Annotated in this window: 16 protein-coding genes; 12 read left to right on the top strand and 4 right to left on the bottom strand. The window is 53.6% G+C overall.

Annotated elements, in window-relative coordinates; translation table 11 throughout:
* Positions 1-259 precede the first annotated feature (259 nt).
* Together B1748_RS31230 and B1748_RS31225 are read left to right on the top strand one after the other, a co-directional pair.
* Positions 260-2026, top strand: a complete 1767-nt coding sequence (locus B1748_RS31230; protein ID WP_087571880.1) for an ABC transporter ATP-binding protein — start codon at positions 260-262, stop codon at positions 2024-2026.
* Complete coding sequence (locus B1748_RS31225; protein WP_087571879.1) at positions 2023-3909, top strand: ABC transporter ATP-binding protein; 1887 nt, start codon at positions 2023-2025, stop codon at positions 3907-3909. The genes B1748_RS31230 and B1748_RS31225 overlap by 4 nt, the downstream gene beginning before the upstream one ends.
* A gap of 134 nt (positions 3910-4043) precedes the next feature.
* Here the strand turns inward: B1748_RS31225 and B1748_RS31220 are convergent, their stop codons facing one another.
* Complete coding sequence (locus B1748_RS31220; protein ID WP_087571878.1) at positions 4044-5234, bottom strand: MFS transporter; 1191 nt, start codon at positions 5232-5234, stop codon at positions 4044-4046.
* 182 nt (positions 5235-5416) lie between these two features.
* On the opposite strand from B1748_RS31220, the gene B1748_RS31215 reads away from it, so the two are divergent.
* From B1748_RS31215 to B1748_RS31180, 8 genes are all read left to right on the top strand, one after another.
* Positions 5417-5842, top strand: a complete 426-nt coding sequence (locus B1748_RS31215; RefSeq protein WP_087571877.1) for a winged helix-turn-helix transcriptional regulator — start codon at positions 5417-5419, stop codon at positions 5840-5842.
* A 148-nt stretch (positions 5843-5990) separates the two neighbouring features.
* The gene (locus B1748_RS31210) at positions 5991-7088 is read left to right on the top strand and encodes a GerAB/ArcD/ProY family transporter (protein ID WP_087571876.1); all 1098 of its coding nucleotides are present in this window, start codon (positions 5991-5993) and stop codon (positions 7086-7088) included.
* The gene (locus B1748_RS31205) at positions 7085-8554 is read left to right on the top strand and encodes a spore germination protein (protein ID WP_087571875.1); all 1470 of its coding nucleotides are present in this window, start codon (positions 7085-7087) and stop codon (positions 8552-8554) included. The genes B1748_RS31210 and B1748_RS31205 overlap by 4 nt, the downstream gene beginning before the upstream one ends.
* Entirely contained in the window at positions 8554-9705 is a 1152-nt protein-coding gene (locus B1748_RS31200) for a Ger(x)C family spore germination protein (protein WP_087571874.1), read from the top strand. The genes B1748_RS31205 and B1748_RS31200 overlap by 1 nt, the downstream gene beginning before the upstream one ends.
* Positions 9706-9795: 90 nt before the next feature.
* Positions 9796-10764, top strand: a complete 969-nt coding sequence (locus tag B1748_RS31195) for an acetylxylan esterase (RefSeq protein WP_087571873.1) — start codon at positions 9796-9798, stop codon at positions 10762-10764.
* Between the two features lie 27 nt (positions 10765-10791).
* Positions 10792-11235 (top strand): SRPBCC family protein, encoded by a 444-nt coding sequence (locus tag B1748_RS31190; RefSeq protein ID WP_179215913.1) that lies wholly within the window; start codon positions 10792-10794, stop codon positions 11233-11235.
* A gap of 70 nt (positions 11236-11305) precedes the next feature.
* Complete coding sequence (locus B1748_RS31185; RefSeq protein ID WP_087571871.1) at positions 11306-12607, top strand: MFS transporter; 1302 nt, start codon at positions 11306-11308, stop codon at positions 12605-12607.
* A gap of 186 nt (positions 12608-12793) precedes the next feature.
* Entirely contained in the window at positions 12794-13147 is a 354-nt protein-coding gene (locus tag B1748_RS31180) for a hypothetical protein (RefSeq protein WP_256976054.1), read from the top strand.
* Between the two features lie 738 nt (positions 13148-13885).
* Here the strand turns inward: B1748_RS31180 and B1748_RS31175 are convergent.
* Together B1748_RS31175 and B1748_RS31170 are read right to left on the bottom strand one after the other, a co-directional pair.
* The gene (locus B1748_RS31175; RefSeq protein ID WP_087571870.1) at positions 13886-14563 is read right to left on the bottom strand and encodes a DUF2306 domain-containing protein; all 678 of its coding nucleotides are present in this window, start codon (positions 14561-14563) and stop codon (positions 13886-13888) included.
* A 297-nt stretch (positions 14564-14860) separates the two neighbouring features.
* On the bottom strand, positions 14861-16471 hold the full coding sequence (locus B1748_RS31170) for a copper amine oxidase N-terminal domain-containing protein (RefSeq protein WP_218781679.1): 1611 nt from the start codon (positions 16469-16471) through the stop codon (positions 14861-14863).
* Between the two features lie 136 nt (positions 16472-16607).
* Between B1748_RS31170 and B1748_RS31165 the strand changes: the two genes are divergently transcribed.
* Positions 16608-16967 (top strand): Lin0512 family protein, encoded by a 360-nt coding sequence (locus B1748_RS31165; protein WP_087571869.1) that lies wholly within the window; start codon positions 16608-16610, stop codon positions 16965-16967.
* A 49-nt stretch (positions 16968-17016) separates the two neighbouring features.
* Here B1748_RS31165 and B1748_RS31160 read toward each other — a convergent pair whose 3' ends face one another.
* Positions 17017-18165, bottom strand: coding sequence for an acyltransferase (locus B1748_RS31160; RefSeq protein WP_087571868.1), 1149 nt, complete (start codon positions 18163-18165; stop codon positions 17017-17019).
* A gap of 108 nt (positions 18166-18273) precedes the next feature.
* Here B1748_RS31160 and B1748_RS31155 point away from each other — a divergent pair, with 108 nt between their 5' ends.
* Entirely contained in the window at positions 18274-20205 is a 1932-nt protein-coding gene (locus B1748_RS31155) for an FAD-dependent oxidoreductase (RefSeq protein WP_087571867.1), read from the top strand.
* Positions 20206-20552 lie beyond the last annotated feature (347 nt).

Below are 20552 nucleotides of genomic sequence, written 5' to 3'. Positions count from 1 at the left end.
TTGCGTGCCACAGGCTCCGCCTTCAGCAAAAGCGGCAAGGATTATGTGATTATGGAACGATGTTACTTGTCGTGAACGGCTATCCTTCTCCCCTCACCGCAGCCGCTCGCATAGCCTCCTTACGGCAGACACATTGAATTTCTTGGAGCGGAACCGATATAATAGGAGAAGATTTGTTTACTACTAAAATATTGGCATGATAGTCGCCTCGTTTCTCATGGAACGGGCACATACCGAGTTTAGGGGATGGTGTAGGAAGATGCTGCGATTGTTCCGATTTTTACGGCCGTATCGGGTCGCGATTGCACTGGTCATGACGCTTATTCTGATTCAGTCGTTATCGGAGCTGTACTTGCCGACCTTGATGGCGGATATCGTCAACAGGGGTGTCATTGAAGGAGACAAGCCGTTTATTTGGCGGATGGGCGGCTACATGCTGCTCATTACGCTGCTGGGGACCACAGTCTCGATTCTAGCAAGTCTTTATGCCTCTAAGATTTCGTCCGGCTTCGGTCGGATCGTGAGAGGCAAGGTATTCCAGCATGCCGAGCACTTCTCGCTGCAGGAATTCGATCGAATCGGCACGGCTTCGCTTATCACCCGTACGACGAACGACATTAACCAGGTGCAGCAAGTTCTTATGATGATGCTTCGCCTCATGGTCATGGCGCCGATGATGTGCATCGGGGGCATCATTATGGCGCTGTACAAGGATGCCGAGCTTACGCTTGTGCTTCTGGTGGCGTTGCCGGTTCTTGCGGGAGCGATCTGGCTCATTACGTCGAAGGGGATGCCATACTTCAAGGCGATCCAGAAGAAGCTGGATCGGCTGAACCTTGTGCTGCGCGAAGGGCTGACGGGCATCCGCGTCATTCGTTCGTTCAACCGCACGGCACACGAGAACGAGCGATTTACGGAGGCCAACGCCGATCTTATGCAGACATCGATCAAGGTGAATCAGATTATGGCGGTTATGATGCCGGTCATGATGCTGATCATGAACTTGTCCACGATCGCGATTGTTTACTTCGGCGGTCTGCGTATCGATAACGGAGCGATGGGCGTCGGCGACCTTATGGCGTTCATTCAATACGCGATGCAGATCATGTTCTCGCTGCTCATGTTCTCCATGATGTTCGTTATGGTTCCGAGAGCGGCTGCATCCGCGGCTCGTATTAACGAGGTGCTGGAGCTTGAGCCGTCGGTGACGGATATAGACAATGTGTCGACAACAGCCCAGGCAGTCTCCGAGGGCGACGCAAAGGAAGCATCGGCCGGGATTGGCGGCGTTGTGGAATTCAACAAGGTCAGCTTCGGTTATCCGGGCGCCGAGATGCCGGCTTTATCCGACATTTCGTTCCAAGCTGGCCGTGGAGAAATAACGGCGATCATCGGCGGAACAGGCTCCGGGAAGTCCACCCTTATCCATTTGATTCCGAGGTTTTTTGATGTAGCGGGCGGTTCCGTCCGCGTTGGTGGCAAGGATGTCAGGGAATGGACGCAAGAAGAGCTCCGCGAGCGAATTGCGCTTGTTCCGCAGAAGGCGGTGTTGTTTTCGGGAACGGTCGCGGAGAATATCCGCTACGGCAAGGAGGATGCGACCGACGAAGAGATACGCAGGGCGGTGGAAATCGCGCAGGCGCTCGACTTCGTGTCGGCGATGCCGGATGGCTTCGATTCCGTACTGTCGCAGGGCGGGACGAACGTATCCGGCGGGCAGAAGCAGCGGCTATCCATCGCACGCGCGCTGGTGCGAAAGCCGGAGGTGTACCTGTTCGACGACAGCTTCTCCGCGCTCGATTACAAGACGGACGCGAAGCTACGAAGCGCTTTGCGGGCGGAGACGGCGGATGCGGCGGTATTAATCGTCGCGCAGAGAGTCAGCACCGTTATGGACGCGGATCGCATTATCGTGCTGGACGAAGGCCGAATCGCGGGCATCGGCACGCATAAGGAACTGATGGAGACTAGCGGCGTGTATCGCGAGATCGTGTCCTCGCAGCTGTCAGAGGAGGAGAGCGCATGAGCAAAGAGAACAATGCAGGAGCTGGCGCTCGCGGAGGCGGCCCTCCCGGCGGCAGACCCATGGGCTTCGGCCCGGGACCCGGAATGGGCGTTCCCGGGCAGAAGGCCCGTGATTTCAAGGGCTCGCTAAAGCGGCTGTCCGGCTATTTGAAGCCGTTCCGTCTCATTTTGCTGGCCGTGTTGCTGGCTGCGGTTCTAAGCACGGTATTTTCGATTCTCAGCCCGAAGATTCTGGGCAGAGCGACGGACATTTTATTTGAGGGCATCATAACCAGCACGAAGATCGACTTCCAGGGCATCGTCGAAATTCTCGGCTTGCTCGCCGGACTTTACGTGATCAGCTCGTTGTTCGCCTTCGTGCAGCAATATCTGATGGCCGGCGTCGCGCAGAAGGTCGTATACCGGCTGCGGAACGAAGTGAACGACAAGCTGGGCAGGCTGCCGCTGAAATTTTACGACTCCCGTTCGAACGGCGATATTTTAAGCCGCGTCGTCAACGACGTGGACAACATCAGCAACACCTTGCAGCAAAGCCTGACGCAGCTCATAACATCCATCGTGACGCTGATTGGCGTTATCGTCATGATGTTGACGATCAGTCCGCTGCTCACGCTGATTCTTGTTCTTACGCTGCCGCTTAGCTTTATTGCGATCGCGATGATCGCGAAGCGGTCCCAGGTTCATTTCAAAAACCAGCAGGCTCAGCTTGGCGATCTTAACGGCCACGTCGAAGAAATGTACACAGGACATACCATCGTAAAGGCTTTCGGACGCGAGAAGGAATCCATTAGCAAATTCGAAGCGATGAACGAAAAGCTGTATAATTCCAGCTGGCGGGCGCAATTTATCTCCGGCATCATCATGCCGGTCATGAATCTTATCGGCAATATCGGATATGTCTGCATCTGCGTTGTTGGCGGCGTCCTTGTGACGCAGCGGACGATTACCGTCGGCGACATTCAGGCGTTTATCCAATATGCCCGGCAATTCACGATGCCGATCACGCAGACGGCCAACATTGCCAACATCATTCAATCGACGCTGGCTTCGGCAGAGCGGGTGTTCGAACTGCTGGACGAAGCCGAGGAATCTCCGGAAACCAAGGGCAAGCAGCCTGCATTGGTCAGGTCGCATGGAGTGGTGGAATTCCAGGGTGTAAGCTTCGGCTACAACCCGGAGAAGCCGCTCATCCAGGACATGAACATCTCGGTCAAGAGCGGTCAGACCGTCGCGATTGTCGGACCGACCGGGGCGGGCAAGACGACGCTTGTCAATCTGTTAATGCGATTCTACGAGGTTGGCGATGGAGCGATAACGATAGACGGACACGATATCCGCGAGCTCGAGCGCGGGCAGCTTCGGAGCCTGTTCGGCATGGTATTGCAGGACACGTGGCTGTTCGGCGGCACGATTAGGGACAATATCGCTTATGGCCGGTTAGGAGCGACAGAGCAGGAAGTTGTCGAGGCGGCGCAAGCGGCGCATGCCGACCATTTCATCCGTACGCTGCCTGAAGGCTACAATACAGTGCTTAATGAAGAGGCGTCCAACATCTCGCAAGGCCAGAAGCAGCTTCTGACGATCGCCAGGGCGATTCTCGCGGATCCATCCATTCTCATTCTGGATGAAGCGACGAGCAGCGTGGATACGCGCACCGAAATTCAAATCCAGCAGGCGATGAATCACTTGATGTCCGGTCGAACGAGCTTTGTCATTGCTCACCGACTATCGACAATCCGGGACGCCGACCTCATTCTTGTCATGAAAGAAGGCACGGTTATCGAGCAAGGCACTCACGAGGAACTGTTGGCACGAGGCGGTTTCTACGCGGATCTGTACAACAGCCAATTCTCGGCGGGCCCATCGATTCCGACCGCCGGTTAACTAAAGCTTTAATTACCATACGACTGCAAAACACAAGGTACCCCTCGCGCGCTTGCGCAGGGGTACTATTGGTTAGAAGGTGCGGAACGGTCCCCCTGCAGGCAGCGGCGCTATCGGGACGAGATGGGCAAGCTTTATTGTTTCGCCGCAACACCTGCCGCATGCCGCCGTCTTCTATCTTGCGCCAAGCCTGCAAGAATTGCAGCCAAACCTAAAGCGACGACGATGCTTGCGCCCCATGGATTGTAAAGCGTGGTTGCCGTACTCTCGGCCATGACGCCTCCAAGTCCGGCGCCTGCCGCAAGGCCCAGGTGAATAAAGGAGATGTTGAAGCTGATCGCGATGCTCGCGGAATGCGGTGCTTGACGAATGAAGTACGTTTGGATGGCGGGACCGGATACGAACATGGCCAGTATGACGATCGCGATCAGCCCAAGTCCCAGCGGGACGGAGCCGGCGGCTAGCGGCAGGACGGAAAGTGCAGCGATATGAACGAACGCGCCTAACAAGATGACGCGTTTCTCGCCCCAGCGGTCCACCCCGAAGCCGCCGAGCCGAGAGCCGATGGCGCCGACAATGCCTAGCGCCAACATAACGGACGCGATGCGGGAAGCTCCGAGCCCCAGCACATCGGTCATGAACGGCGTAAGGAAAGTCAGCAGAATGGAGTTGCCGGATTCTCGCAGGAAGGAGAACATCAGTCCGGCAATGACGATCACGCTACCTAACGTTTGCCACTGCTTGCTTAGCGGAACGGCTTCGTCCCCGGCGATCGAGGGCAGCAGCCTTGCGATTACGGCGGCTACGACGAGCCCGGCTGCGCCGAGCAGCGCGAAGATCGCCTGCCATCCCAGCCATTCTGTAATGGCGATGCCGATCGGTACGCCTAGAATGAGGGCGGTGCTAAAGCCGAGGATAATCGTGCCGATCGCGCTGCCGACTCTTTCTGCCGGCACCAGCTTGGCGGCGATACCGAACGAAGTGACCAGGAAAACGCCGGAGCTGACGCCTAGAATAACTCTAGCCGCGAGGAGGAGGGCGAACGAAGTTGCCGCGACGGATAGGCCGGCTCTAAGCGCGTAGATGACGAGAGAGGCGATCAGTACCTTATTGCGTTCCAGACGAGAGGTTAGCGAAACTAGAACGGGGGTGCCGATTGCGAAGGAGAGCGAGTAAGCTGTGACCAGTTGGCCGGCGAGCGCGATGGAGATACTGAAGTCCTCGGCCAGCACGCGGAGGATGCCGGACACGACAAGCTCTGATGTGGCTGTCAGGAAGACGCCCAAGGCGAGGGCGTAGACGGTTAATCGATGAAGAGAATTCATTAGAATGACCTGCCTTTCGGTTGTTGTTCTGAACTGCTTTATTGAAGTATAGTAAGGTTACGATAATAATGTAAGAAGGCAAAAGAAATGGATATAATCTAAATGATTTGACTTAGTTACGAAAAGTAAGTTAATTTGTCATGAGTGATGATTGAATTGTAATTCGTGGAGGAGGCAAGGGAATGATAAGCGAAGGCAAACATAATTTGAGGAACGCTCGCGATGACGAACAATCCGACGGCGCGGCCTTGGCGAAACCGGGAGCATTACGGCAGCCTCTGCCGATAGGGACGCCGCCTATCTGCTCGGTGCTCGACATACTGGGGTCCAAGTGGACCTTTCTGGTCATCGCCCTACTGGCGGAGGGGCCTAAACGTTTCAATCAGCTTCATCGCGATGCTGCCGTAATCCGCACACAGTCGCTTACTAACGCCCTGCGCCACCTGGAGCAGAGCGGTATCGTTAACCGGACCGTATTTCCGACAGTGCCTGCAACGGTGGAATACGCTTTGACCGAGAAAGGCGCGGACTTCCTGACGGCTCTTGCCGAGATGGAGCGATGGGCGGAGAGGTGGAGGCCCGGAAGCTTGGCAGCTCAATCCCTATAACAGACATTGTGAACGAAGCAGCTCGTCCTCCAGTAGAGGGCGGGCTGCTTTTTCTGTGTTTCATCTTGGCGACCGGCATAGAAAAATGTGGCAGAGGTTATACTAATCGATGCTAAAATCTGGATGGCTGCGATACGGAGGCGAACCCATGAAAAGTACGGGACAAATCAACTTTGTGCAATTGTTTATGATGTTTTCGCTTATGAACGGCTTGGCCAGCCATGTCATCGTCAACCCCATGGTGCTGGACGTTTCGGGACGGGATTCCTGGATTACGGCGCTTGTCAGCGGGGCGTTGTTCATGATCTGGGTCGCGCTGCTCTACTGGATGATGCGCCGGTCGGGTCAACAGCCATGGATGGACTGGTTGTCCGCCCGAATTACTCGTCCCGCTGCTGTCTCGCTTATGGTGCCGATCGCGATTCATTTGTATTTGGTCGGAGGACTGACCGTCGCCCATACCTCGACATGGACGATTACGAATTATTTGCCCATTACGCCGAAGCTGCTCATAATTGGATGCCTCGTATTGTTCTGCGCGGCCATCTGCCTCTGGGGGCTGCCCGTCATTGCGGTCGTATCCGGCATCCTGCTTCCCATCGTCGTCGCGCTGGGAATCTTCGTCAGCTCGTTTAACGCGCCGATGAAGGATTACTCGCTCTTGCGACCTGTGCTGGAGCATGGCTTCGGGCCTGTTGCGAACGGCATGGTATATACAGGCGCGGGGTTCGTGGAGTTTATCGTCATTATGCTGCTGCAGCACCGTCTTGAGAAGAAGGTGCGGCTCTGGCAATTGCTAGTGTATGTGGCGTTCTCCACGATTATCTCTATGGGACCGCTCATGGCGGCGGTTACGGAATTCGGTCCGGCGGAAGCGATGCATCAGACGACCTCTCCCTACGAACAATGGCGGCTTGTCCAGATCGGCAAATATATCGAGCACCTCGACTTCCTGTCGATTTTTCAATGGCTGTCGGGCGCGTGCATTCGCATCAGTCTCTCGACCTTCTTGCTTGTCGAGCTGTTCCGATTCAAGCGCAAGAACGTTAGAAATATCATCGTTATCGCCGTCATGGCCAGCTATGCGTTGATCGCTATATACCCTATTAATGAATATGACTTCTACCAGTGGATGTCCTGGTATTACATGCCGATCTCATTGGCCGTTCTGCTGCCCTTATCGTTTCTGTGGATGGCGGCAGCCCTATTCCCAAGAAGAAAGAAAAGCAAGGAGGAAGCGACATGACAAGCAACATCGGGAGCAAGGAAAAGAACTGGACGGAAGAGAGCTTTAGGGAACTGTTCCGTGGAAGCGACGATGTTTTGTTTCAAACCTGCCGCTTCGGAGACAAAACGGAAGTGGAGGTTGTCTTAGCCTATGCGGAAGGATTGGCACGTACGAGCGATATCGGCGACTATATCCTGCCGGAGCTGGATCGGATGTACCGGGAAGGGATGGACGGAGATCCCTTCAAAAAGCTGTCTGGCGTCCTGCCGCTCGTCCAAACGGATCAGAGTCCCGATGAGCTGGCGGAGGTGCTCTTCCAAGGGGATCTTCTGCTATTATTCGTCGCGACGGGAGAGGTCGGGTTTATCGCGATTGCGGACAAGCCCACGCGAACGCCTTTCGAATCCAGTACGGAAATTTCGGTCAAAGGTCCGCGAGACGGCTTCGTGGAGGATATTACGGTCAACATCGCGCTGATCCGCAAGCGGCTTAGAACGCCATCATTCCATGTAGAGCATATGCTTTTGGGTGCTCGTTCGAAGACCCGGATTGCGCTGCTATATTTTCGCGATATTTTAAATCCCACTATTCTGACTGAGATGAAAGATCGGCTTAAACGCATCGACGTGGATGCCATCTTTAGCATCAGCCAATTGGAGGAATACCTGTCGGATTCGAAGTTTAAGCTGCTGCCGGTGGTGGATTTTACAGGTCGCCCCGATTACGTCATGAGCAGTCTGCTGTCGGGAAGAATTGTCATCGTTGTGGATGGTTTGCCCATGGTGCTGATTGCTCCTGCGGGGATTTCCCTCATTCTGAAATCGCCGGAGGACGCCCATTTCAATTACACGTATGTGTCGTTCGCGCGCATCATTAGGGGAATCAGCCTGTTCCTCTCCATCTTCCTGCCTGCGATCTGGGTGGGGCTGATGTCGTTCCATCCCGATCAGATTCCTTACCGCATTATGGCGACGATCTCCGTAACAAGGCTCGGTATCCCGCTGTCTTCGCATATGGAGATGTTCCTCTTGTTGATGCTTCTGGAAATATTTCGGGAAGCTGGCATCCGCCTTCCGAGTGCAATCGGACAAACGCTCACGTCCATCGGCGGCTTGATTATCGGAGATGCCGCCATCCGGGCGGGGCTCGTCTCTCCGTCCGTCGTCGTTGTCGGCGCGATTACCGCCGTATCCGGCGTTACGCTCGTCAATCAGACGTTGAGCACGCAGGTAAGCTTAATGCGGTTTTTCTTCTTCCTGCTGTCCGCGCTCCTTGGCTTGTTCGGCGTTATTCTCGGCATGGTGCTGCTGCTGGGCTATATGGCCAGTTTGAAGCCTTTCGGCGTGCCGTACCTGACTCCGTTGTCCCCGCTTAACTTTAAGCAGCTCGTCGTTTCCTTCCTGCGCGTTCCTTGGAGCAAGATGAAGAAAAGGCCTATGGCGCTGGAAACGATCGATAGCGATAATCAGGGGGGCGACAGCTAATGACATTGAAAAGATTAGCTCTGGCAGCCTCCGTCCTGATCATGCTGCTGTTCTCCGGCGCATGTACCGCTATGCCCGATATCCAAAGCAACGCTTATGCGACAGCAATCGGCATCGATTACAAGAACGGAGAATGGATCGCCTACGCGCAGGTGATCAACTTCTCGACGGTCGCGCACTCCGATCAGGTAGATCTCGGTCCCGGCAAGCCCGTATGGATTGGCTCGGGGAAAGGAGATACCGTGGCATCGGCGCTTATCAGAGTGGGAGAAACGTCGCAGCTTCGCATGTTCTGGGGACATGTGCAGGTGCTCGTCATCTCGGAGGAAGCGCTTAAGAAAGGCGTGCAGGATATATACAGCGCGATTAACCGTTATCGCGAGGTTCGTTATACCGTCTACGTTTATGGTACGAAGCAGAATATACGCGATGTGCTCATGCAAAAGTCGATCATAAACATGGCTCCGTTATATACGATGATGTTTACCGGCACGCAGTCCGCCTCCAAAGAAGCGTTTATACTGCCCGTTAAGGCCAATCAGGTCATTGCCCATCTAAATGAGCCCGGCGAACCGGCAGCCATACCTTCAATCGGCATTGATGGAGGGGATTGGACAGAGGATGAAAAGCCTAGAAAGATGATTAGGTTGACGGGGATGTATTTTTTTCGCAGCAATCGAATGTCCAGCTGGATGCCCGTGGAAGACTTATATGGCCTTAGGTGGATCGAAGAGGATCTGGAGCGTACTCCGCTGCTCATACGCCGTGAAGGAAAACCGCTTGCGGTGCTCATGCTCTCGCATCCAAGATCGCGCGTTAAGGTCATCTCGGAGGGCGAAGGGAGCCAATTCAGGATACAGGTGAAAGTGAAAGGGTTCGTTATGGAGATAATGGACAATGCATCGATTAAGGAGATGGAGAAACTGGCGGAGGAAGCCATCGCCCGGGAGGTGGAGACGACTTTCCGGGAAGGAGTAAAGAAAGAAACGGATCCCTTCGGCTTGGTGGAGGAGCTGTACCGGAGCAATCCGAGCCGCTTCCGCAAGGAGACAACGGGCAGCAAGTTTGTGTTGTCGAACGAATCGCTTGCCGAAGTAGTAGTGAGGGTAAGACTAACGAACACAGGCAAATATCAAGGCAAGCCGCCGTAATGTTTTCCTAAGCAAGCAGGATTGGGAGCAGAGAGGAGAGAAGTAAATGGCATAACAAGAAATGGGCTCTATGAGGGGGAAGCGACGTTAGTGGGTTACGTGGAACAAAAACGAAAAGAGTTGGAGCAGTATTTGCCGGAGTTAACAAGAAGGTCGGATTTTTTCGAATTTTGGGAGGAGACCATTGCGGAGGCGCAAGAGGTGCCGCTTCGGCCGGAAAGAAGGGAAATCGACTACCCTATTCCCACGGTGCGCGTATACGATATTTCGTACAACGGCATGGACGAGACGCGAATCCATGGATGGTTGATCTTGCCGGCCTTCCTGAACAAGGATAAATACCCTTGCGTCGTCCATTATCATGGCTTCAACGGCAGCCGGGGCAATCCTGTGGGCTTCATGCACTTCGTTATGATGGGGATGGCGGTGGTTGCGGTCGATTGCAGGGATCAGGGCGGCAAGACGGGCAACAGCGCCCAGTATTCGCATGGCTACTCGTTGAACGTGGCCTGCCGGGGCGTACATAACAAATACGAATATTATTTCCGCCATGTGTACATGGATTGCCTCAAGGCGATCGACTTCGCCTGCGCGCAGGAAGAGATCGACGCGGACCGCATCGTTATCGACGGAGGCAGCCAAGGAGGAGGACTCGGCATGGCGATCGCCGCGCTGGACAACCGCGCGAAGCTGGCCATGGTGGATGTGCCCAGCAACAGCAATATCGTCGCCCGCATCGAAGGAAACCACGGCGCGTTCGGCTCTGTCACGGAGTTTCTGCGCCATCATCCCGAGCTGACGGATCAGGTGATGGACAATCTCAGCTACTTCGATACGATGAATATGGCGGAACGCATTCAGTGTCCCGTGCTGGCATCCGTAGCGCTTAAGGACGAGACTTGTCCTCCCCAAATGTATTATGCGACATACAATCGGATCGTCGGCGAGAAGGAGATCTTTCTCTATCCGTTCAACGGCCATGAGGGCGGGGGCTCCAAGCAAGCGGAAGTGAAGTTGGCGCATCTGCGCCGCCGCTTCCCGGACTGGTTCGAAGTTTAATTAATGAGTGGAGGAGGAGAGCATCGGATGTCGAACATAACGGTCGAATGTTCCGTTTGGGTGGAAGCCGGTCCCGACCGTGCCTGGAGAGCGGTCACGAAGGATGAAGAATTGTCGTTATGGTATTCTCCCGGCTCGCCATGGGATATTCCGCAATTGGAGGCAGGTGCCGAGCTGTGGTTCCACCATACGCCGAACGATTATCATGACGGCTCCGAGGTCGTATCGTTGAAGGCCGTTATCGAGAGAATCGAAGAGCGGTCGGAGTTCTCCGTTCGCTGGGAATTCGATGGCGAGTTATCGGACATGGTTACTTCGTTCCTGGTGAAGGAGGAGAAGGGCGGATCGACGGTAACGATTCGCGAGACAGGTTACGAGGATGAAGCGGCGGCCGCGCAGACGGAAGAAGGCTACACCATGTCGCTTGCGAATCTGTATGCGTATTTGAGCGGGAGCGAGCTGCCTTATTAAGTGCGGGAGAACCGACATCATGATGGAAACAGAAAAATAATCTGGTCAAATCATGGGGGGCGGAAGAAGGATGGCAAGAAACAGAGCGATCAATTCGCCATGGATGTATGCATTCGGGATGCTGGCAATGATGATTCCGAGCCATGCTTTCAGCGCTTTTTATGTGTTTTATTATATGGAAACACTGGGGCTTGCCATCGGTCTGGTGACGTTCGCAAGAACGGTGTTCATGATCTGGGACGCCGTCAACCAGCCGTTGGCGGGATACTTATCCGATCGAACGGATACGAGATTCGGACGAAGAAAACCTTGGCTGTACGTTTCCATCCCGCTCTTTTTCCTTATGTTCTATCTGGTGTTCGCGGTGCCGGAGGGGTTGTCCGAGACGGCTCTGTTCGTCTGGTTCCTGGTCGCGCTTGTGTTGTTCGAAGCAGTGGCGACGATTATATGGGTCAATTACGGCTCCTTGTTCCCGGAGTTATATAGAGGGAATACGCTGCGCAAGAAGGCTTCGGCCATTCAGCAAGGGTATCAGATCGTCGCGATTCTCATCGCTTCGGTCGCGGGACCGATTCTTTACGACGGCCTCGGCTTCGGCCCCATGGCACTTATATTCGGCGGCATGTTTGCTGTATTAATGATCCTGTTCCTTCGGTTTACGCAGGAGGACGAAGAAGCTCGCAAGACGCCGCGCATGGGGCTCAAGGAGTCGTTCGCGGCCACGGTGACCAATAAGCCGTTCTGGATTTTCAATATTGCCAATTCGTTCGCCCAGACGGTTAACGGGTTGCTGAGCTCCATGATTCCCTTTTACGCCAAATACGTGCTGGAAGTGCCTCCGGATCAAGTGGCCTTGCTGCTGGCTTCCATCTTCGTTTCTGTAATTCCGCTTGTTGCCGTCTGGTTCTGGATCATAAAACGGATGGACAGCGTCAAGGCGTGGCGATTGTCGCTGCTCGCTTACGCGCTGTCGGTCATTCCGTTATGGTTCGGAAGCAATCTCCTGACCGGAATTGCGGCGGGCGTGTTGGTCGGCTTCGGCCTCGCTGGATTCCTGGTAACGCCGCCGGTCGTGAACAGCCATATTATCGATCTGGATTATGCAGAGACGGGAAGGCGCAGGGAAGGTATCTATACGGCGGTCAGCGGTTTCATTACGCGCTCCAGCGGCTTGATCTCGGTCCTTTCCGTCCTCGTTGTTGGCGTGCTGCTAGGCTACGAGAGCGGCGATAATCCCGGCGACAATCCGGAGTTGACGTTCCGCGTCCTCATCAGCGTGGTGCCGTTTGTTTTGCTGGTTATCTCGCTGGCGCTTTCTTCTTTTGTCCGATTGAAGCCGCTGCCGGACACTGAGCAGGCATATCAGGATTAGGCGAGTAAGATCGGCTTCGCTTCTTGAGCTGGATGGAGCGGACTACGGGAAGCATCTGAGCGAGGACTTGTTGCTTGTATCGTACGTCAGTGCAGGAGCCTCCATGACGGTCTAGCGCGTGCACTTGCAATCTCCGAAGTCTGTATGATAGGGTAGCGTAAGAAGAGAACCGGAGGATGGAGAGTCATGACGATAATGTACGAAATTACGATGGATTTGACGGCCGACTGGATCAAGACGGTAAAGGAAGTGCTGCGCGGAGCGGGCTACGAGATGGAAGAAGGCTTGCCGGCTGCCGAGGTTGCGGAGCATTACTTCCGCCTTTCTCTGCCCGATGATAGAGCGGAGGAGCTGGCAAGCGAGACGCTGCGACGGCTAAAAGAAATGGAGTCGATCATCATCGACCACATGAACACCACGATCGTTCCCGACATTCGGCAACGCACCAAGTACGAGGGAAACACGTTCCACTTCAGCTGGGTATATAACGAAGGCGAGCATATTATCGAGCTGAATTCGGAGTACCGGATTCCGATTTAGGCTAACGTTTATGTAGGGAGTGCGGCGTCGACTTTGGCGAGCGGTTCTCCGGTGAGCAGCGGCTTTGCCGCGTGGCCAACGTGAAATAGTGCGACAAGAGGCGTATCCTGCGGGATACGTTTTTTGCTGCTATTTTAGAAAATCATTAGCATTCTCCATAGTTGACCGATTCTTCCCGGAATGAAACGCGCTGCGCCGCCAAAGGAAGGAGTGACGGAAGGATGTACGAGTTCGACTTGCCTTCAGCTATGTGCGCGATAAGAATTGTACGAAAATACACAAATAGTACCAGGTGCGTGCTTGTATTCTGTGAATTTGTACAAATATACATAAATTTAGGCTCGGAGAGCTCTAAAACGATGATGTGAAGCAAAAATTTGTGTATATTCGTACAATTTACTGCTTTAGATGGGATTCCGTCTGTGAAATTGAGTAGATTTGCACAATTGTAGAGGAAGGCTGAGGATCGGTTCAGTCGGCGACAACGTAATGGAAGCCACGGCACTCACAGCCGGCAACAGCGTAATGGAAGCCACAACACTCACAGCCGGCAACAACGTAATGGAAGCCACAGCACTCACAGCCGGCAACAACGTAATGGAAGCCACAGCACTCACAGCCGGCAACAACTGAATGGAAACCACACCGCCCAGTTAGTGTTGCAATCAACGTACCCTATATCATTAGATGTGAGGGCTCAGGAGGACAATGCCCTCCTGGTTGCGCGCCGCCCTTAGTCTACTTTTGAGGCTGTATTTCTCCCTTGATATAAGTCGAGGTGTTGGCAACACGGCTCGGCGCGTAAAAAATCGCGATGATAAGCTCGGCGATTAACAAGTTAAGCGCGAAAGCGGAGAAGACGCCGAACGTGTAGCTTGTCTCATACGGAAGCCGCAGCCCTTGCTCTGCAAGGAATGTCATCGTGTGGACGAACACATTGGTGAAACAAAAGACATAACTGCGAACCATCGAACGGAGATGGCCGACTACGTCCTTCTTTTTAATGCGCATAATAGCAATGACAGTGAAGGCCGGCCATACGATGTTCATCATATTATAAGCGACGCTGACGGGTTTGCCGCCTGTTGAGTAGGGAGCCATGTAACCGGAAGTAAGGACAACGAGCATGACAGACACAACATACACGTATCCGTTGACCCGGTGAAACCCCCGGAACCGATTCCGGAGGTATTTGGAGAAATTCATCGCTCCCGTTGCAGTGGCAATCGTCGCGAACGCCACATGCACGTACATGACATTAAGCCATACGGGGAGGTTGAGAACGCGGTCTATTCCTGTTTTGAGCGCGAGGAATTGCTCCGCTTTCGGGTCCAGGACGTAATTGTCCACCAGAACGTAGATGAGGTAGAAAGATATCGTTACAAGCAAAAAGGCAAAAAGCCGCGTAGTTTTCATTTAAGGACCTGCCTCTCAAGCACGAATGAGTAATTCGCAAGCGGTGGCGCTTGCGGATAATTTTACAGAGATGGTCACACTTTTTAGTATAAATGAAGTGTACGTGAATAATTTCACGTAATGTTACAAAATAGGCACAATTTTTGAGATTCGTGCGTCCATGCCCCTATTAGCTCATGCATAAGTAGCTCGATCGCAAGTTGGCGTTTGCGGAAGCGACACTGTTACAAAACAAACGAAAGCCCTTAAACAACCGGTATCGATATACCCGACACCGGCTGTTAAAGGGCAAGTAGACTAGCGACTATGTTTCTCCTCCCAATTAATCTGCGCCGTGAAACGAAGCTGGCCGATCTCCTGCTCGCTCAAGGCAGGAGCTTCTGACGTCTCTCCCGTGTTCACCAGCACTAGTCGCGATTGTTCGTTCCAGCTAACATGGGCACCGAATGCTTCCAGGACCATTCGTGCCGGAATATAAGTGCGGCCATTCACGATTGTTGCCGGCGCGCCTAACGTCTGCGATTTGCCGTTCACAAGCGCTGAGCCGGATCCAATAGTCAGCGCTATTGTGACATCGCCTTTGCGGGCTGTTACTTTGCGTTTCGCCGGGTCCCACAGAACGGAAGCGCCAAGCTTCTCCAGCAGCTCGCGAAACGGCAAAAGCGTGGAACCGTTGCGAATAACCGGTTCATCGCGAAGCGGGAGGAACTTGCTGTTCCATGCGACGGCAGCATTGTAATCGATGGCGCTAGCTGGAGCTGTGAGATTAATCAGCCAATCGCTTGCTGGCGGTAAATCTCCGGCTGAGCCATCTGGGACAGGGACCAGCCATTCGCCTGTATGTGCATAAATGAAAGGATGATCGCCCCAGGGGGAGATCGGAACCTCGGGTTTGACACGTAGTTGAAAGTAAAGCGAGGCCTGACCAGGCGAGTCGTCCAAATAAAGCTGCTCCAGATCAAACAAGGACAGCAACCTCTTTTTTGCTATATCCCGGGGGTAGGCGGCAACGATCTCCTTAATCGGCGCAGAGGTGCTAGAGTTATGGTCCACGGCCCAATCTCCGTTGGCATGTATAGTATAGCTGGAATACGCTTTATACTGCGGCGGATAGTCGCCATCGTCCGTTGGCCAAAATCCCGGTTCGAGTACAGGTTCCACCTTGCGGTAAAACGTTGATGCCGCTTCCTCGAGTGTAATTATGTCATCTGGAGTAATAAATTCAGTATCTGACCAAGTCAGAGTATGTGCAACGACCTTGCCTGATTCCCGATCCACGTAGATGATGAACCGGTTATTATCATAACGGATGCCTTCAAAGGAACGAACAAACTCTACGCGATGGTAGACGCCTGTTTCGAACCTCAAGGAATAATAGCTGTACGGATAACGCCACAGTGTCCAATCCGTATCCAGATCCCAGCCCTGGCTTTTAGTATATGCCTCCGCAATGGATACGGCTTCCGTGTAAGTAATCTTTTCCTCGCCCAGGAACTCTATCGGTACGTTGTCATCGTGGACGGACACTCTGCCCAAACGTTCATCCAAACTGACAGGAAGCCCCGACTCTGCGTTTAAACCGATCGTCCCTTCACGATCCCAATCTAACATCGTGTATTGAATTGTCCAAATATCGTTGGCTAGTCTAGCCGTATAATGGTCTGCTTGCTGCGGTATCAGCTTTAAAGCAATCGCTTGGTTAATCGCGGCGCTCTCAGTATCCAGCTTCTTGATGGGACTCTTGTCGTGGGCGATCGCTGCAAGCGTGGCAACTTTGGCTGATTGCTCAGTGTTGCCGTTTACGGCCAAAGCTCCAGCTTCACGGTTAGCGCCTGCGTACGAACTGAGCAAGAGCGTCACGAATACAGCCGCCGCCAAGACCCGGGCATTTCTTTTGCTTGTTTCCAAGGATTCCACTCCCCGCCACAATAAATAAATATTACCAATTATTAAAACGTCAATTATGCAGGAAGGTTGCGATCTGCCATCTGCAAAGTTACGATAGTGATAGTGTTTTATGAAGCTGAGAAGGGAAGAGGCGGCAATGGATAAAATGATGTTCGTAGAAATCGGAATGGGAATCGACCTGCATGGGCAAAACGTGACCAAGGCGGCGGTGCGCGCCGTGCAGAACGCCATCCATCATAATTCGATGCCGGGTATTCGGTCCGTGCTTCCTGGCGGCGATCTGGCCAATATGAAGGTGAACGTTAGGCTGGCGGTGCCTGCTGATAGAGAGAAGCTTGACCTGGAGAGGGTCAGAGAAGAGCTGCCTTACGGACAAGTTACATTCGAAGTTGTGGACGGAGGCATGCTGACAAGCAGCGGTATTTTGCTCACGGACAAGGATGATGTCAATGATCTGGCATATGTCGTCATCGCGTCAGTGGAGGTTGGCTATTAGCTTTTGAAAATGGGAGCGGCGAGTCGCTTCGGCGGCTCGCCGTTATTATTCAGCGCGCTTGTTTAACTTCATTGTTGCCTAACACAATCCATGCCCACGGGATGAAACGCTGCGCGAATGCGACGATTGCCCAAGTGCCGAATAAAGCCAGCAGGAAGCCGCCTACGTACCAGGCGTGGTAGAGGTAAGGCTCGGCGTTCAAGGGACGAAGCTCGCGATATGCGGCCAGCAGCAGCGGATGCAGCAAATAGATGCCGAAGGCATACGGACTAAGCTTCTTCAGGAAACGTACGACGCGCGTATGCGTCCATCTGGTCTCCAGGATTAAGGCTCCGTAAGTCAACGTCAGAGCAGACAAATAGGCGTAAATGCTCCCCGCGAAGTAGAATGCCCACGTTGGGGGCGTAATCGTATTTATTCTAAATTTGTACCACAAGACGATGTAGGCAAGCCCGGAAGCAAGCCAGCCTCCCCAAAGCAGAGCTAGCCCGAATCGTTGAACGAGACCCCCGCGTAACGAAACAATGGCTGACCGGATCTCGTCATACTTTATGCCGACGAATACGCCCAACATGTAATAACCGAAGTAGGATAGAAACCAGCTGGCGGCATTCGGAATATCCACGAATTGGCCAGCGATATAGAAGGCAGCTTGTACGGCAATCCCGAACGGAATTCCCCAAGAAACAAGACGAGGGAATGCCTGGAGCAGTCGCAATACGAACGGGAACAGCGCATAGAACTGAATGATGATAAAAATATAATAAAGATGAGCGTAAGCGGTCCCCGTTGCCAGCTTTTCGAGAAAATCGGGCAGTAGGGAGGCTGCGCGATCCCCCTCGCTTCTCGTAACCTCAACGGCGATATAGTAGATTGTAGAGCATACAGTATATGGTATAATGATTTGGGTCGACCGTTTCCTATAAAAGGAAATAAGTGTATGTCCTGCGAACGGCATGTTGCCATAGCGCTTGAACAAAACAAGACTGCTCAGAAACAGAAAGACGGGAACGGCGAAATTCATTCCGATATTCGCGGCGATGTACAGGAAGTAGGCGACTGGCGAAGAAGCAGTCATTTCGATGGTGGCGAAGGATGTGGAGTGAATGGCAATGACGGCAATAATGGCGAATGCTCGCAGCAGATCAAGCTCTGCAATCCGCGATTGCGGCTTCGGAACTGTAATGTTGGAATTCATGAATACCCCCGACAGGTGATGTTCTTATATTTTCCATTTAAGCCAAAGTCAATTGTCATCGACAATTAGTCCCGTGTCAAGCGGGGAGTTGCAGGAGGAACCTATACAATGATGCGCAAAAAAAGAACGGCACTACTTACGGCGATATTATTAATTGTCGTCATTGCGGCGGCAGCGGCAGGCTGGATCTGGTACAAGGAACGGAATAACACGGTGAATCGGCATGAGCCTCAGGCTTTGTTGCAAGTTGAATCGATCACTCAGCCCGAAGACAATTATGATGTCATCGTGGCGGGCACGGATCCCGAGGGCATCGTGGCTGCCATTTCCGCGGCGCGAAACGATCAGCGCGTATTGCTGGTCGATGGGCGGAATCGCGAAATTCTGGGCGGACTCATGACGCTGGGCTGGTTGAATTCGCTGGATTTGAACTATTCGCCGGAGCAGTCCAAGCTGTCCGGCAAACATAATTTTCTCAACAAGGGGATCTTTCAGGAATGGTACGACATGATCGAAGGGACTTCGTTCGACGTCAATACGGCGGCTAACGCGTTCTACGAGCTAGTGAAGGCGGAGCCGAATATCGATCTCCTCATGAAGACGAAGTTCCTGGAGCCTATCATGGAGACGGGCAACAAAGGCTCGGGCCAAATAATTACGGGGCTTCGCTTGGAAACTGAAGGCGGCGTAGAATATGCCGTTCGTGCTGGAGCGGTCATTGATGCTACGCAGGACGGAGATATCGCCGCGGCGGCGGGCGTTCCGTATTCGGTGGGGCGCGAGGATATCGGCAGGCCGCAAGACCAGCAGGCCGTCACGCTTGTTTTTAAGATGAGCGGCGTGACCCAGCAGGTGTGGGATTCCTTCGCGAACATCGGCGACGGCACGGGCATCGACAGCATGAGCGCATGGGGGTTCATAAAGTCGAGGGAATACGTCTCTTCGAATCCGGAGCGGGTCGGCATTCGGGCATTGAACGTAGGCAGGCAAAACGACGACACGATACTGATCAACGCGATGCATATTTTCGGCATTGATCCGCTGAATCCGGAATCCGTGCAGGAAGCGCTTGAGATTGGAGCCAAAGAAGCCCCTCTGATCGTGGATTATCTTAAGAAGACGTACAAGGAGCTTAAGGACGTCGAGTTCGCGGGCGTGGCACCGGAATTGTACGTGCGGGAGACTCGTCATTTTGAGGGCGAATATCGTCTGACCGCTGTCGACGTCGTGGACAACCGCGACTTTAAGGATGCCATCGCCTACGGCTCTTACAGAATCGATATCCAGCGGCTTAACGCGCAGGATCAAGGAGCCATCGTCGCGGCGCCGGAACGATACGGCGTGCCGTTCCGCGCTATCGTGCCGCTTGCGGTGGACAACCTTCTTGTCGTCGGTCGCGCAGCGAGCTTCGATACGATTCCGCACGGCAGCGCCCGCGTCATCCCGCTGGGCATGGCAACCGGCGAGGCGGCAGGCGCCGCGACGAAGCTGGCAGCGGAGCTTGGCTTGTCGTTCCGCGAGCTTTCGCGTTCGGAATCGGATATCTCGGAGCTGCGCAAACGTTTAATGGCACAGGGCATGGAGCTTGCGCCGGTCAAATTCGAGACGCCGGAATATGCCAAACACAAACATTATCAAGGGCTGTTGGCCGCCGTAAGCATGGCGCTGACGTTCGGCGGCGATCATAACGAAACCTTTAACCTTGACGGCATCGCAACGGCGGGTCAATTCGCCAATATCATGCAGACGGTCAAGATCGCTCATGCCGATCACTTCCTGGGCAATCCGTACGTGGCCATCGCCGACCTCGAAGAACCGGCCAAGCTGCCGCTTACGTTGGAGCAACTGGCGTACACCATCGCGTTGACGACGGATTTGTCCGTTACGCCGGAGTCCGCACTCGACGAGGTCGTCTCCAAGGGATGGCTCGCGGAGACAACTTTGTCGGATATCGAGGATTCCCAAGAGCTTAAGGTGGGGGAAGTTTTCTCGCTGGTTCGGGATCTGATGGAGTTTTACGCGGGGAAGGTTTACAGCTAGTTTCATTTATTTGAAAATCTCGAGCGGATTGTACGTTTTCGTGCAATTCGCTTTTTGGTGTTGTACCGAGCATGGGCGTTGGGTAGGCACATGCGTATGGGTCTAACTCATCTGAACGGTGAGGTTGCACTGGCGGATGTTGAGCCGATGAAATCTAGCGGGCATTACCGATCAATTACGAAGCAGGGGGCTGTCAAGTCATTTACAACTTTAGGACAGCCCCCATGTTCAATTGTTGGAAAGATTATTATTTCGGCATTCCTTCTCCATTTTTCACAGCGTCCGCAGCAGCTAATTTACGGAATAGATGGAAATTCTCAGACTGTTGAGAAACCCACCAATCTTTA

Origin of the sequence: Paenibacillus sp. MY03 (assembly GCF_002165585.1) — a bacterium.
Lineage (GTDB): Bacteria > Bacillota > Bacilli > Paenibacillales > Paenibacillaceae > Pristimantibacillus > Pristimantibacillus agaridevorans.
The sequence above is the reverse complement of the archived record's forward strand: the minus strand, read 5'-3'. Positions and strand labels throughout refer to the sequence as shown.

Bases quoted from the DNA above. Each gene is read 5' to 3' on its own strand.
- B1748_RS31230 (WP_087571880.1), top strand. From the start codon at position 260: ATGCTGCGATTGTTCCGATTTTTACGGCCGTATCGGGTCGCGATTGCA.
- B1748_RS31225 (WP_087571879.1), top strand. From the start codon at position 2,023: ATGAGCAAAGAGAACAATGCAGGAGCTGGCGCTCGCGGAGGCGGCCCT.
- B1748_RS31220 (WP_087571878.1), bottom strand. From the start codon at position 5,234: ATGAATTCTCTTCATCGATTAACCGTCTACGCCCTCGCCTTGGGCGTC.
- B1748_RS31215 (WP_087571877.1), top strand. From the start codon at position 5,417: ATGATAAGCGAAGGCAAACATAATTTGAGGAACGCTCGCGATGACGAA.
- B1748_RS31210 (WP_087571876.1), top strand. From the start codon at position 5,991: ATGAAAAGTACGGGACAAATCAACTTTGTGCAATTGTTTATGATGTTT.
- B1748_RS31205 (WP_087571875.1), top strand. From the start codon at position 7,085: ATGACAAGCAACATCGGGAGCAAGGAAAAGAACTGGACGGAAGAGAGC.
- B1748_RS31200 (WP_087571874.1), top strand. From the start codon at position 8,554: ATGACATTGAAAAGATTAGCTCTGGCAGCCTCCGTCCTGATCATGCTG.
- B1748_RS31190 (WP_179215913.1), top strand. From the start codon at position 10,792: ATGTCGAACATAACGGTCGAATGTTCCGTTTGGGTGGAAGCCGGTCCC.
- B1748_RS31185 (WP_087571871.1), top strand. From the start codon at position 11,306: ATGGCAAGAAACAGAGCGATCAATTCGCCATGGATGTATGCATTCGGG.
- B1748_RS31180 (WP_256976054.1), top strand. From the start codon at position 12,794: ATGACGATAATGTACGAAATTACGATGGATTTGACGGCCGACTGGATC.
- B1748_RS31175 (WP_087571870.1), bottom strand. From the start codon at position 14,563: ATGAAAACTACGCGGCTTTTTGCCTTTTTGCTTGTAACGATATCTTTC.
- B1748_RS31165 (WP_087571869.1), top strand. From the start codon at position 16,608: ATGGATAAAATGATGTTCGTAGAAATCGGAATGGGAATCGACCTGCAT.
- B1748_RS31160 (WP_087571868.1), bottom strand. From the start codon at position 18,165: ATGAATTCCAACATTACAGTTCCGAAGCCGCAATCGCGGATTGCAGAG.
- B1748_RS31155 (WP_087571867.1), top strand. From the start codon at position 18,274: ATGATGCGCAAAAAAAGAACGGCACTACTTACGGCGATATTATTAATT.